The sequence below is a fragment of the Undibacterium sp. 5I1 genome (assembly GCF_034314085.1).
In the GTDB taxonomy this organism is placed as follows: Bacteria; Pseudomonadota; Gammaproteobacteria; order Burkholderiales; family Burkholderiaceae_D; genus Undibacterium.
In genome coordinates this window covers 4183741-4197172 of record NZ_JAVIWI010000001.1, presented here as the reverse complement: position 1 = coordinate 4197172, position 13432 = coordinate 4183741, and the positions used below count along the sequence as shown (strand labels likewise).

11 protein-coding genes are annotated in these 13432 nt (G+C 47.2%); 7 read left to right on the top strand and 4 right to left on the bottom strand.

The features are described from left to right. Positions 1–123: 123 nt before the first annotated feature. Positions 124–1176, bottom strand: coding sequence for a catalase family peroxidase (locus tag RGU72_RS18405; protein ID WP_322121130.1), 1053 nt, complete (start codon positions 1174–1176; stop codon positions 124–126). Positions 1177–1496: 320 nt separating this feature from the next. Between RGU72_RS18405 and RGU72_RS18400 the strand changes: the two genes are divergently transcribed. Further along, positions 1497–2609 (top strand): NADH:flavin oxidoreductase/NADH oxidase, encoded by a 1113-nt coding sequence (locus RGU72_RS18400; protein ID WP_322121129.1) that lies wholly within the window; start codon positions 1497–1499, stop codon positions 2607–2609. Positions 2610–2816: 207 nt separating this feature from the next. Here RGU72_RS18400 and RGU72_RS18395 read toward each other — a convergent pair whose 3' ends face one another. Then, positions 2817–5120, bottom strand: coding sequence for a xanthine dehydrogenase family protein molybdopterin-binding subunit (locus RGU72_RS18395; protein WP_322121128.1), 2304 nt, complete (start codon positions 5118–5120; stop codon positions 2817–2819). Beyond that, positions 5117–5623, bottom strand: a complete 507-nt coding sequence (locus tag RGU72_RS18390) for a (2Fe-2S)-binding protein (protein ID WP_322121127.1) — start codon at positions 5621–5623, stop codon at positions 5117–5119. The genes RGU72_RS18395 and RGU72_RS18390 overlap by 4 nt, the downstream gene beginning before the upstream one ends. Positions 5624–5928: 305 nt before the next feature. On the opposite strand from RGU72_RS18390, the gene RGU72_RS18385 reads away from it, so the two are divergent. Further along, positions 5929–6708 (top strand): hypothetical protein, encoded by a 780-nt coding sequence (locus RGU72_RS18385; RefSeq protein ID WP_322121126.1) that lies wholly within the window; start codon positions 5929–5931, stop codon positions 6706–6708. A 74-nt stretch (positions 6709–6782) separates the two neighbouring features. Here RGU72_RS18385 and RGU72_RS18380 read toward each other — a convergent pair whose 3' ends face one another. Then, positions 6783–7511 (bottom strand): hypothetical protein, encoded by a 729-nt coding sequence (locus RGU72_RS18380; RefSeq protein ID WP_322121125.1) that lies wholly within the window; start codon positions 7509–7511, stop codon positions 6783–6785. A 395-nt stretch (positions 7512–7906) separates the two neighbouring features. Here RGU72_RS18380 and minC point away from each other — a divergent pair, with 395 nt between their 5' ends. The 5 genes from minC to RGU72_RS18355 all read left to right on the top strand — a co-directional run bounded on the left by minC (position 7907) and on the right by RGU72_RS18355 (position 13387). Then, positions 7907–8830, top strand: coding sequence for a septum site-determining protein MinC (gene minC, locus RGU72_RS18375; protein WP_322121124.1), 924 nt, complete (start codon positions 7907–7909; stop codon positions 8828–8830). Positions 8831–8934: 104 nt separating this feature from the next. Then, positions 8935–9750 (top strand): septum site-determining protein MinD, encoded by an 816-nt coding sequence (minD, locus tag RGU72_RS18370; RefSeq protein ID WP_322121123.1) that lies wholly within the window; start codon positions 8935–8937, stop codon positions 9748–9750. A gap of 1 nt (position 9751) precedes the next feature. Continuing rightward, positions 9752–10015: a cell division topological specificity factor MinE gene (gene minE, locus RGU72_RS18365; protein ID WP_322121122.1), complete on the top strand. Its 264-nt coding sequence runs from the start codon at positions 9752–9754 to the stop codon at positions 10013–10015. Positions 10016–10649: 634 nt separating this feature from the next. Continuing rightward, a complete protein-coding gene (locus RGU72_RS18360; protein WP_322121121.1) occupies positions 10650–11345 on the top strand; it encodes a response regulator transcription factor in 696 nt (231 codons plus the stop codon). 227 nt (positions 11346–11572) lie between these two features. Continuing rightward, entirely contained in the window at positions 11573–13387 is a 1815-nt protein-coding gene (locus tag RGU72_RS18355; protein WP_322121120.1) for a FecR domain-containing protein, read from the top strand. The last annotated feature ends 45 nt before the right edge of the window (positions 13388–13432 follow it).

The following is a 13432-nucleotide window of genomic DNA, read 5'->3' as shown; positions in this document are numbered from 1 at the left end:
TCTCGACAGTCCTTTGTAAGGGTAAAGATTTGGCGATAGGTTACTTAAAGCAATGCCAAGCTAGCAAAATAGCTTGGCATTTTTATTTGCGATTCGCAATCTTGGTTGTGAGCTATAAATTACTTATGGATTGCTCAAACGTCGGCCAAAACTAACAGCGTAAGCCGCAGGTCTTGCCAACAAAATCGGATCATCAGATGGTGCAATCCCCTCCAGTAAAGTGAGTGGATTAAACATTGTGCCTTTTTCAAATTTGCTGCCATCTGCGTGTACCGAACGTAAAGTTAGCGTACCTAACTCGACGATTTTTCTGGTATCTGGCCAGACTTGGGTGCCATCGTTAATGACATCATCTTTTTCTGCCAGCTGAACAGAAATACGGAATTTGACTGGCTCTTTTTTCAACCTGACTGGCAGCTCATCCATCAAGTAATTTGGTGTCGCTTTTTCTGTCTCTTCTGCAGTCAAAAATTGTTGTCCTGCCAGTGGTTCTATCCGGTAACGACCGAAATGACTTTCCCCTTTTGCGTTAGTAAATTTAAATGCATTGACACCGTAAAAAGCCTGGGTCGCAAAGCTGACCGGAGCGGGCTTAGGCATGGTGACAAACTTAAGCGTTGCAGGGTGTGTTGCCAAGAAATTTTCTACTGGCGTTGGCTTGGCAACACCGGGTCCGCTGGTCTCTATCGCTTTAAGGAAAGTCAAAAAATCCTCCGGCGTACCGACCGGAAAACCATTAGTAGAAATCACCACCATGTCTGTGCTGACACTCTTGGGCAAATCAAACCGGATTGCCATACCTTTAGGGAAGCCGTTACCATTGGCATCTGGAATATTTGGTACGCCAGACGCGTTAGAAAAGCGCACTGTGACTTTGCTGGTAGTGCGTTGTAAATGCGCCGCCTTGGTGATGCTGGCCGCGCTTGGCGCTGGCACAAAGTCACCGATAGTAACGATCCCTTTTGCATGGTTAGCGCGATAACCAGCGTGCGGGCCACCTGCCAGTTTGGTCAGAGTATCGACGATCTGTTCTGTGACCGGTTTATTTGAGGATGTATCAGGTGCGGCGGCTGTTTGCGCGTTCGCACTGGTGTAACTGCTTAACGTAGTCAGTGCTATTACGGCAAGCGTCATTGCGGTGATAGAAAATGAAGTAGATCTCAACAATGCTGGCATGATTTTTCCTTTTCTTGATTAATGAAAGTGGGTATAAATTTGGCTGGCGGGAACGGCAAGTACGAAGTTAAAAATTGGGCACAAAACTTCTGTGTGGAGCTTGAGATTTAATGCTCGCATTATTCTGAACTAGATTCCAGAATTGCGCTGAGCAGCTAAAAGTCGTGCGTCCAATGCACTTTGCAATATCACTTTATAATTTGCGCGGCACTCAAATAAGCTTGTCAGCATCAATAGCAATGCGAACGGAAATTTACCTAACTCCGCTGACGAGTTACATCAACATCCTGCACTACAAACTATCTAGACGGAGTCACCCCATGTCCCAACTTTTTTCCGCTTTTTCTATCGGTTCATTAACATTAAAAAATCGTATCGTGATTGCACCGATGTGCCAATATTCAGCGAAGAATGGTGACGCCACCGACTGGCATATGATCCATCTGGGCAGCATGGCCTTATCCGGCGCTGGCTTGTTGATTATCGAAGCAACAGCAGTCGAACCCGAAGGTCGCATTACGCCAGAAGACTTGGGTTTGTGGTCCGATAGCAATGAGGCAGCGCTGAAAAAAGTGATCCATGCCATACGTGCCTATTCCAACATGCCAGTAGCAATCCAGCTCGCGCATGCAGGTCGCAAAGCCTCTAGTCATACACCGTGGGATGGCGGCCAGTTGATATCCGAGGCGGACGGTGGCTGGGCGACTTTTGCACCGTCGGCAATCCCGCAAAATGTAGGAGAAGCATTGCCGATTGGGCTAGATAAAGCGGGCATGCAACGCATCATTCAAAACTTTGTCGCCGCCGCCAAGCGTTCACATAATCTAGGGCTGGATGCGATTGAGGTGCACGCGGCGCATGGTTATTTGCTGCATGAATTTCTATCTCCGATTTCTAACCAACGCAGCGACGAATATGGTGGCACGCTAGAAAACAGAATGCGCTTCCCGCTGGAAGTATTTGCAGCCATCCGCGCAGCGATGCCAGCGAGCATGCCCGTTGGCATCAGAATCTCCGGCACAGATTGGCTTGAAGGAGGTTGGGATATCGATCAAAGCGTGGTGTTTGGCAATGCGTTGAAAAAGCTGGGATGCGACTTTGTACATGTCTCCAGCGGAGGCATCTCACCGTTACAAAAAATCCCGTTAGGCGACAATTACCAAGTACCGATGGCAGAAAAAATGCGCAAAGAAACTGGCCTGCCTACCATCGCAGTCGGCCTGATTACCGATGCAAAAAATGCCGAAGCAATTGTAGTCGAAGGTAAGGCAGACATGGTGGCATTAGCACGCGGCATGCTATTCGATCCGCGCTGGCCTTGGCATGCTGCAGTGGAATTGGGAGCGCAAGTCGAAGCGCCAAAACAATACTGGCGCTCGCAACCACGGGGACTGAGTACCTTGTTTGGCGATGTCAAAATTGGTGGGCGTTAGAAGCCAGGAACCTGTTAAATCCATTCTCCCTCCGGCTCGCCGGAGAGAGAAGTTGAAGATCATCTTCCACGAATTCAACAACATAATACAACTAGGGATAAGAAAAAAATTAATATACTCCCCCTAAAAATCTCAAAAATACCCCAACTGTCCAATCATTATATGGTCTATTTAAAATACCCCATACCAGTATTATTAATACTGAAATTAACTCCAACTTAAATCCACCCGGCTCAAAGGCAACTGACGAACCCGTTTTCCGGTTGCCGCAAAAATCGCATTGCATACCGCAGGCGCCAATGGCGGAAAAGCAGGTTCGCCTAATCCGGTCACTGGGAAGTCCGTTTTTAAGAAATGCACTTCGATTTTTGGTGGCGTTGTGGCGATCCGAAGTAAGGGATATTCGTGAAAATTACTTTGCACAATGCGCCCTTTTTCGATGTTCAGTTCGGGGTACATCAGCGTACTCAAGCCATCAATCACTGAGCCTTGTACCTGACTCTCTGCGCCGCTCAGGTTGACGATTTGCGCGCCGATATCTGACACGACAACAACCCGGTCGACTTTCAATTCGCCTTGTTTTGATACCGTTACTTCAGCGACTTCGGCGATATAGCCGCGATGGCTAAAGTGGAATGCAACGCCTTGGCCCTGACCACGGGCAAAGGTTTTTTTACCCCAGCCAGACTTGTCGGCGACTTCTTGCAATACGCGTTTCATGCGACCGACGTTGTATGGCTGACCGCGCTCGCCAGTACCAGGGACAATTTCTTTATCACGCAATATCTCCAAACGAAATGCGACCGGATCACGGCCTGCAGCATGCGCCAGCTCGTCAATAAAACTGTGGAAAACCCAGGCAAACACATTGCTGCCGGGAGCGCGCCACGGTCCCATGGGAATACCGCATTCAATCGCAGTTTGTTCTAACAAACAATTTTCTACCCAGCGTCCGGGGAACTCATCACCGCTCAAACTACCACCACTACCCGGTTGCAATACGCTGGCGCCATCTCGCGTGACGCGGTTGGCAAAAGTCACAAAGTGATTATGCCAGGCGACCAGTTTCCCTTTTGCGTCCAGCCCACCGCGTAAAAAATGGAAGCCCCCAGCACGGAAATGATCATGTTGCAAATCATCCTCTCGCGACCAGGTCAGTTTGACCGGGGCTCGCACTTTGAGTGCAATCGCAGCGGCTTCGACAACATAGTCCGAACTCAGACGCCGGCCAAACCCACCGCCACTGCGGGTGATGTGTAAGCTAATTTTTTCTTTGGGAATATTCAGCGTAGTCGCCACCAGGTTTTGGCCCGAGGCCGGATTTTGGGTTGGGGCCCACAATTCCAAACTACCATCCGCAGGCTTAAACCACGCGGTACAGTTTTGTGGCTCCATACTGGCATGCGAGATAAACGGATATTGATACGCTCCTTCCACCGTTTTCGCAGCTACTTTTAAGGCAGCAGGTGTATCGCCATCTTTGCGTAGAGTGCTTGCGCCAGCTTGCTTAGAGAGCGCTTTGGATTCGGCGATAAAACCGTCCCAACTTTGGCTGGCGAACTTGCCTTCATCCCACACCACTTTTAGCTGCTTACGTGCGCTGAACGCAGCCCAGGTGGATGTCGCAATAATCGCAACGCCTGGCAACAAGGCATTGACGCTACCGCTGCCTTCCACCGCAAATGCATCGCGGACACCAGGCAATAATTTGATGGCATCTAGGTTGGCGCTGACGACTTTGCCACCAAAAACGGGGCACTTTACAAACACCGCGTACACCATGCCTGGCAATTTAACGTCAATCCCGAACAAAGGCTTGCCGCTGACTACCGCACCGTTATCGACACCACCAATCCGTGTTCCTAGTAATTTGAATTGCGCCGGATCTTTTAAAACCACTTGATTTGCATCGGGTACTGGCAGAGTGGCTGCCTTTGCTACCAAGGCACCAAAGCCGAGCTGGCGCTTGCTAGGGTTGTGCGTGACCATACTATTTTCGGCTACACATTCACTGGCGGGAACGCCCCAGGTCAGCGCTGCGGCGGACACCAGCATGGTACGTGCAGTCGCACCTAACCGATGGAATTCAGTGTAATTGGTCGGGGTGGAAGTAGACCCACCTGCACCCTGACTGCCATACGCCGGGTTCAGATCACCCTGCACAATGCGAACGTCTTTCCAGTTGACCTCCAACTCTTCGGCGATCACCATCGGTAAGGATGTCTTAATCCCTTGACCGATCTCCGGTTGCTTAGAAATCAATGTCACCACACCATTAGGCGCGATGCGGATAAACGCATTAGGAACAAAATCTGCCGCTGAATCTGCCGATGCGAGTGCATCAGGCTTGGCAACTTTGCCTTCTGCGCTATTGGATTGATTCCAATAAAAACCCAGCATCAGACCACCGCTGGCGATCACGGAGTTACGTAAAAACCGACGACGTCCGTTCAGTTCCAGATCGTCTGGGTTGGCAGTATTTGTAATCGGTTGTGATGTAGAGGTTTTCATTTGCTGACTTTCTCTTTTTTGGCCACTGATACAGTAGAAGAGTTAGCAGATATCTCTGCCGCACGATGTATACCCGCTCTGATTCTGACGTAGGTAGCGCAGCGACATAAATTGCCTGACATCGCGCTATCGATATCTGCATCGCTCGGTTGCGGATGCTGCTTCAGTAAGGCCGCAGCCGTCATGATTTGTCCGGCCTGGCAATAACCACATTGCGGCACATCAAGTTCTTGCCATGCCTGCTGCAACGGGTGCATGGCTTTCGCATCTAAGCCTTCAATTGTGGTGACTTTTTTACGCCCCAAAGTCGATACGGGAGTTACACATGATCGCGTTGGCACGCCGTCAATATGCACCGTACAAGCACCGCAAAGCCCCATACCGCAACCATATTTAGTGCCAGGCAAATCCAGGCTATCGCGTAATGCCCATAGTAACGGGGTATCCGGCTCCAGCTCCACAGGGCGGGCTTGACCGTTAATGTTCAAAGTGTATTTACTCATGGCAATGGCGGCGAGAGGAAGGAAATGTATATCCTAACGCAATCCTCTATTTTTAGCTTTGAGGAGCTTAGCCCACGATAGCCAGAGCAAATTTTTATTTTTATTGAGCTTACGTAAATCGATCCCCGCTTCGTTGCAGCGCCTTGCTGGAAAAATTATGCGTAAGTCCTATTTAGGTTTGAGAAGCGCCTACAAATTTAATAACGCAAACCCCATCTCCAATCTACCTGTACAATTGATGCCAGCCATCAAATAATGCTCTACATTGTAAGAATATCTTCACGATTGCAACCTAGAAAATTTCGATGAAACTCAGTCACTACAGCTTGTTACTCCCTCTGCTTAGCGGCGCTTTTTTGGCTGCTATTGCTCCGGCAGCCAGCGCTGCACCGGAAGAAATCCAAGTCTACATGGATGAGATCAATAATCCGCACGAGTTTGGACTTGATCTGCATAATAACTATGTGATCTCGGGAAACGGCACGCCCGATTATCCGGGTGCACAGGCACCGCGACATGTGTTCAGACTGACGCCGGAATTTTCTTACGGACTGACTAAAAATTGGGAATTAGGTGCGTATATTTTGACATCGCGGGACGCCCATGGCGGCTCGAATGTCGATGGCGAAAAACTCCGCATGAAGTATCTGGTCGATAAAGACGGAACATCCCCTTTTTTCTACGGTGCAAATCTGGAAGTCGGTCGGGTGAATCAACATATCGACCAGAATCCCTGGAATGCAGAGCTGAAAGGTATTTTTGGTTATCGTAAAGATCGCTGGACACTAGCGGCGAATGCGAATATCGACTGGAAAATTTCAGGTCCGGCACCCAGCCCGACCAGCCTGGAAATCGATTCTAAAATTGCGTATAAAACCGATCAGGGTTTTGATATTGGTCTAGAGAGCTATAACGAAATGGGAGCAATAAGGCATCTAGGGCAGCTCAATCAACAGAGCCAGACCATCTATGCTGTCATCGATACCAGTATCAAAGGCTGGGATCTGAATTTGGGTATCGGGCGCGGTCTAACGACGGTGTCCGACCGTTGGCTGCTAAAGGCTATTGTCAGTGTGCCGTTTTAAATCCGACTAATTCCAAACCTGTCCTGCGGCATTACGATCCCAAAACGTATTTGAACTGATGTGCCCTCTGCGCATCAAAATACATACTGAACGCGGGATGTGAACATATAACCATGTCGTCCGTAAATCGAACCGATTAAATAAGCCGCCTGATACTTGATGCTGGATTCTTTGCCTACGGGCACGCTGCCAAATAGCGCTGGTCCAGCGCGATGGGATTGCTGATCACGGGGCGCCCAATGGTCCCAGTCGCCTAATTCACCAAAGCCCTGCACGCCTAATTCCAACATCGGCTTCCAGCGATATTTGGTTTGCCACTGGTACTTCATTTGTGTCGCGCCGCCCTCGACCGACCGGTAAGTACGCTCAAAAAATACATTTCCGTTGAGCTGTAAACGCCCAAAATCAGTCTGCACTGCTGGGCCAATTTCTAATGTATAGCCTTCGTCAGTATCATGCCCGCGAGTCAAATTGGTATGCAAGGCAACGTCAACCGGATATTGTCCTTGCGTCAGCAAATAATCATTTTGCCAATTCCAGCTATCTAGTTTTAAGTCGGATTTAGAACTGCCAATATAGCTCGCATAGACCTCGGTGTACCAACGTGAAGTTACACCATAGCCAAATCCCAGCTCCGGCCAGATGGTTTGTCCCCGTCCGGGAAAGTTCGTCGTCCAATAGCGGAAATCGACTGACTTCTGGTCTTTGTTGTCGTACACCGACACAAAGTAGTAACCCGGCTCTGCCAATGCCGCTCCATAAGTCATCAGAATACTTAGTGCTATTGCTAAACGCTTCAACATGAGGACGCCTGGATGGATGGGTGGTTGTTTGTTTATTTGTTTGAATCAAGTTGATAGCATACTGGAAAAATCCAGGTCAACTTGAATAATAAATGTCCAATTAAAATACGCATCACCTAAGCGTTTTGGCCTGTAAGCCACAGAATGATTGGACTACTAAAATCGAGAACTCCTGTCTGTGCGATCAAAATACAAAATCATCGTAACAAAAGTCGACATCCCCAGCACAGTAGTTATCTAAGCTGGATCAGCCGGCGGCTATGGTTGAGCTGATTCAGGTCTGAAAGTGTCAATCAAAATTAAATGCTCACCGTCTCTGATCAATTCAAGAATCAAACTTTTTACTCTTGTGTCTAGCTTACATTCATTGTGTCGCGACTCATCGCTTATAAACGATGAGTGTTATAGAGGATTTTTTGCAATCTGGCTCATCAATTGGTACGATAAGTCTTTTGCAGTTTCGCCGGCAGGCGTTTTACGCCAGCCACATTGCGGCAGTGATTGCCTTTACCTCTCAATATTCGACCCATTTGTTACTTATGCAAAACAGCCTGACGCACAAGCCTGTAGAAATTAAAATCTCCACAGTAGTCGTAGTTGCCCTAATTTTGCATGCTGCACCAGTTGCAATCATAGAAGCAGCGTTAAAAGAAATGACGGCAGGTACGCCAGATTTTTTTGATGACGAATTCGCAGTGATCGATGTCGAGAATATCGCTTCCGAATCATTGGACTGGGTCAATTTGATCCCGCTATTTAAATCATTTGGACTCACTCCGGTCGCGGTCCGGAATGCACCAGAACAAGGCCACGCAGCAATCCGGGCGCATGGTTTGAGTATTGATATGGTGAGCCGACCACGTCAGGAGCCTGCTAGCACAGCAACAACTGCGGTGATTGAGGTGATACCTGAGAAGGCAGCAAAGCCTGAGCCGGTAACTGCACCAGCGCCAGTAGCAGCGACATCTGTCAGCAATTTACCTGCGATGGTGATTGATACTCCAGTGCGCGCAGGTCAGCGCATTTATGCCCGAGGTACCGATCTGATCATCACCGCCTCGGTCAATAATGGTGCCGAAGTGATTGCAGATGGCAGCATCCACATCTACGCACCATTGCGCGGTCGTGCCCTGGCAGGCGCAACTGGCAATACCGAAGCAAGAATTTTTGCCCTGAGCATGGAGGCGGAATTGGTCTCAATTGCAGGGATTTACCGCACGTTTGATACCGGATTCCCGGCCTTATTGCCAAATCATCCGGTACAAATCAAGCTTATTGGCGACAGTATTGAAGTATCATCGGTAAAATCGGCGGGTTGATATTTATTTATTAATATCATTATAAAAAATATATTGATTGCAAGCAGCCAAATAATCAAAAATCGCTTTCAGCAAATTGAGTTAAAAAATTAAAGGAGTTCTTTGTGGCAAGAATCATCGTTGTGACATCTGGTAAGGGCGGCGTAGGGAAAACAACTTCCAGTGCCAGCTTTTCGTCTGGCCTTGCCATGCGCGGACATAAAACTGCGGTGCTGGATTTTGACGTGGGTCTGCGTAACCTGGATCTGATTATGGGTTGCGAACGTCGTGTGGTGTATGACCTGGTCAACGTCATCAGCGGCGAGGCGACATTAAAGCAAGCGCTGATCAAAGATAAGCACTGCGACAATCTGTTTATTTTGCCTGCCTCGCAAACCCGCGATAAAGATGCCTTGACCGAAGAGGGCGTAGAACGTGTTCTGAACGAATTGATCAAGATGGATTTTGAATACATCATCTGCGACTCACCTGCGGGTATCGAGCGCGGCGCAGTGATGGCACTGACATTTGCGGACGAAGCAATTGTCGTCACCAATCCTGAAGTATCTTCTGTACGTGATTCGGATCGTATTTTGGGTATTATTCAGGCCAAATCCAAACGTGCTCAGGAGGGTGGTGAGCCGGTAAAAGAACATTTGCTGGTAACGCGCTATTCACCTAAACGGGTAGAAGCCGGTGAAATGTTGTCCTACACCGATGTACAAGAAATTTTACGCATCCCGTTGATCGGCGTGATCCCTGAATCGGAAGCGGTATTGCATGCGTCTAATCAAGGAAATCCTGCAATTCATATGAAGGGCAGCGATGTCTCTGAGGCGTATGAAGATGTGATCTCCCGTTTCCTAGGCCAAGAAGTGCCCCTGCGTTTTGTCAACTATGAAAAACCGGGTCTGCTGCAACGGATTTTTGGAGGTAAGTAATATGGCCTTGCTATCATTTTTATTTAACAATAAACCAAAGAGCGCCAACACCGCCAAAGAACGCCTGCAAATCATCATCGCCCGTGAACGCACCAGCCGTGACGGCTATGATTTTTTGCCAGCTCTACGTGAAGAACTGATCGCAGTTATTTCTAAGTACACTAAAGTCAACGCTGAAGACATCAAAGTATCACTTGATCGCCAAGGCAATTTAGAAGTGCTGGATGTGAATGTGGTGTTGCCAGACGTGGAATTGCGTAGCTAACAAAGATATAAGCGACTTTAGCGCTGCAACTATTGGATGCATTTGCCAAGTTTTACCCGAGATTTGGACTGCTTAAAAACGGCTCACTCTATACAGGAGTGAGCCGTTTTTTTTCGATTAGTAGCTTAGAAAAAATTATGTTTAACTTAATTTTTAAACATAGTTTTCAGGATTTTTCCAATTTTCTGTTTTTATTTCTTATGAAGAGCCGCTAGCATCAGGTTTTAACTTCAAAGGTCCATCTGACTAAAAATTCATCAAATAAAGCATATACTCCCCATAATTTTCTACAAATATGCCCTGGAAACCAATTTTTATATGGACAATAAATAATACTACTTACCAGTATATAAATTTATGCATTTTTTCTTACGTAAAACCACGTATCATTTTCACCAAAAATATAAAAAATAATCTTTTAGTCAACTTCTATCAGGAGTTGCTAAGCGCCTCTCCAAAACATTTTTATTTGGCAATATTAATTACTGCTTTTGTGACTAATTTAGAAAAAAATGGAGAAAATGCCTATTTATTTTGCTCATTATTACAAGCTTGCCTACAATCATTCTTGTGTTAGGTACAATGCTGTATCTTTACTACTCAATGATTGCTCAACCCCAATCTGTGTGCTCCCATGAGAATTGCCGTACTTGACGATGACAACAATTTATTAGAGCTGGTTTGCACCATCTTGACTGCGGCTGGCCATACCTGCCACCCTTTCCTAAGCGGTAAAGAGATGCTGCACAACTTACGTCGTGATAGCTACGACATGCTAATACTTGACTGGCAAGTTCCCGATTTAAGCGGAACTGAAATCCTGCACTGGGTCAGAGAGAAGCTATCACCCAATCTGCCGGTCTTGTTTATGACCAGCCGCTCTGGCGAAGACGATATCGTCGCGGGTCTGGCAGCGGGTGCAGATGATTACATGATCAAGCCGATACGCCGTAGTGAGCTAGTAGCGCGTGTGCAAGCGTTGTTACGCCGCGCGTACCCGGCGCAAACTATGTCGGAACATTTGCAATTTGGTATTTACAAGTTCGAAACGCGCGCTGGTCGTGTCAGTGTTAATGACGTGCCGGTTGAAATGACGCAAAAAGAATTTGATCTGGCACTGCTTTTGTTCCGCAATCTTGGTCGGCCTTTATCGCGTGCCTATATTTTAGAAGCGGTCTGGTCGCGTGATATTGATATTCCGTCACGCACCATGGATACGCATATCTCACGCGTCCGCAGCAAGCTCGAACTTCGGCCAGAAAACGGCTACCGGCTGGCTCCCGTTTATAGCTATGGCTATCGCCTGGAGCAAGTTACAGCGGAGCAGTAAGATTCATGCTTCAATTTCCTTTTTAAATCTTAGTTAGCACTTTGCCGAGGATATTGATCAGGGTACGGACTGAATAATTAGCAATCATATCTGCCACAGTATCTATTATCGACGTGTTTGATAGCTTGTCTGGCAGCTTGTTTAGGGTTTGATTCCATAGCTTGTTTTTATGACTTGCTAACAAATCCTGATACCAAAGCCAGGCCAATGTACCTTCGGAGATTCACATGTCGCTCGCTTCACGCCCTGCCCTCAATCCTTTGTTGCATTCCTCGCTGTATTCTTCTTTGCGTTCTTATTTTCGTACTTCTTTCTATTTTTCGCTGTCCTCGCAATTGCCATCACTGCGGTCATCGCTACGTAAAAACCTAACCCTGTTAATCCTAAGTATGGCGAGTTTAGTGCTGTCCATATCGAGCAGTGCTGTATTTGCCGCGCCAAAATCGACGGGTGAACCGGGCTCCATCTCGGGAACAGAAACCGATATGGTCTACTACGCTTTAGAGGGCGATACACTCTCTTCAATTGCGCAACGATTTACAGAAAAAACACCCAACTGGGTCATCATCGGTAAGGTCAACAATATTACCAATGACAGAACAATACCCATTGGCTCGCTCATCCTGATCCCATTAGACTTGTTACCCGCCGATCCGGTAGAAGCCAAAGTGCTGGCGATGGCTGGGACGTCAACAGCAAAATTACCCACTGGTGCCGAAGAGAATATTGCTTTAGGAAATGCCTATAAAGAGGGCACCATGATTACCACTGGTAAAAATGGATTTTTGACTTTGGTGCTACCTAACGACTCACGTATCTCAATTCCATCCAATAGTCAGGTCAAGTTGAGCAAATTACGTATCACTAAACACTCTAAAAGCCCGCGCACTGAAATTACCTTATTGCAGGGCCGGGTCGAGTCTAAAGTCACGCCATTGGAATCTAATAAAGGACGCTTTGAAGTCCGTTCGCCACTCGCCGTTGCGGGTGTCCGTGGCACACATTTCCGTGTCAGCGTGAATGATAATGGCATAGCGAATGAGGTATTGTCTGGCGGTGTTGCCGTAGGTTCGGTCAAAAAACCAAATACGCTGGTAATACCGGCCGGTAAAGGCAATGTAGTGACTCAACAAGGGGTGGGTGATGCGGTTGATTTATTACCACCACCTACACTGGTTGGTAGTTATCAACTACAAGAAAAACCAACACTGGTTTTCAATCTGGAAAAATCTAGTGAAGCAAAAAGCTACCATGTACAAATTGCCAGCGACGCGGCAATCCAAAATGTGTTGACAGAAGTTCGCTCAGCTGAAGAGCGTATAAAAATTGATGGTCTTGAGGATGGCAATTATTTTATCCGCGCCAGTACGATTGATAGCGTTGGACTTGAAGGCTTACCGTTAATCCAGGCATTCACTCTTAAAGCTCGCCCTGAACCACCTTTTAACGTACTACCTAAAGCGAAAATACGCGCAGAAAAAGTAGACTTTGTATGGACAGAGGCGGCTAATACGCAGGCATATCATTTGCAAGTTGCCAGTGATAATGCCTTCGAAAAAATCGTGCTGGATCAAAGCGATATCAAGGCAGTGCAATACAGTGCAGACAAACTTACTAACGGCAAATATTACTGGCGAATTGCAAGCATTACACAAAAAAATGGTATGGCAAATCAAGGCCCCTACAGTGACACAAAAGTAGTTAATTTTTTACCGGTTCAAAAGGTAAATCAACCTAGTGACAGAGATGCAAACTTTTTGACGTTTAACTGGCCGTCCGAACCCGGTCAAGTCTTCTTGATACAAATTGGACGTGATCCTAGTTTTGCCGATATCTACTTTTTCAGAAAAATAGACAAACCAGAATTACAAATTCCTCGTGTAGCTCCTGGCGACTATTTTATTCGTGTCAGAGCGACGGATGCAGACGGGTATGTTGGTGAATTTTCAGCACCGCAAAAATTTACTGTTGAATCTCGCTGGGTTAGCCGCTCTGGCGATCCGATCAAATCTGGCGACGCTGTCGTCAAACCGAGCTTTTAATTCCGGCATTAAATCTCTTGTAATTTCATGCGTTGCTATTCAACA

Excerpts from the sequence above, each read along its gene's own strand:
- RGU72_RS18405 (WP_322121130.1), bottom strand. The coding sequence starts at position 1,176 with ATGCCAGCATTGTTGAGATCTACTTCATTTTCTATCACCGCAATGACG.
- RGU72_RS18400 (WP_322121129.1), top strand. The coding sequence starts at position 1,497 with ATGTCCCAACTTTTTTCCGCTTTTTCTATCGGTTCATTAACATTAAAA.
- RGU72_RS18395 (WP_322121128.1), bottom strand. The coding sequence starts at position 5,120 with ATGAAAACCTCTACATCACAACCGATTACAAATACTGCCAACCCAGAC.
- RGU72_RS18390 (WP_322121127.1), bottom strand. The coding sequence starts at position 5,623 with ATGAGTAAATACACTTTGAACATTAACGGTCAAGCCCGCCCTGTGGAG.
- RGU72_RS18385 (WP_322121126.1), top strand. The coding sequence starts at position 5,929 with ATGAAACTCAGTCACTACAGCTTGTTACTCCCTCTGCTTAGCGGCGCT.
- RGU72_RS18380 (WP_322121125.1), bottom strand. The coding sequence starts at position 7,511 with ATGTTGAAGCGTTTAGCAATAGCACTAAGTATTCTGATGACTTATGGA.
- minC (WP_322121124.1), top strand. The coding sequence starts at position 7,907 with ATGAGTGTTATAGAGGATTTTTTGCAATCTGGCTCATCAATTGGTACG.
- minE (WP_322121122.1), top strand. The coding sequence starts at position 9,752 with ATGGCCTTGCTATCATTTTTATTTAACAATAAACCAAAGAGCGCCAAC.
- RGU72_RS18360 (WP_322121121.1), top strand. The coding sequence starts at position 10,650 with ATGAGAATTGCCGTACTTGACGATGACAACAATTTATTAGAGCTGGTT.
- RGU72_RS18355 (WP_322121120.1), top strand. The coding sequence starts at position 11,573 with ATGTCGCTCGCTTCACGCCCTGCCCTCAATCCTTTGTTGCATTCCTCG.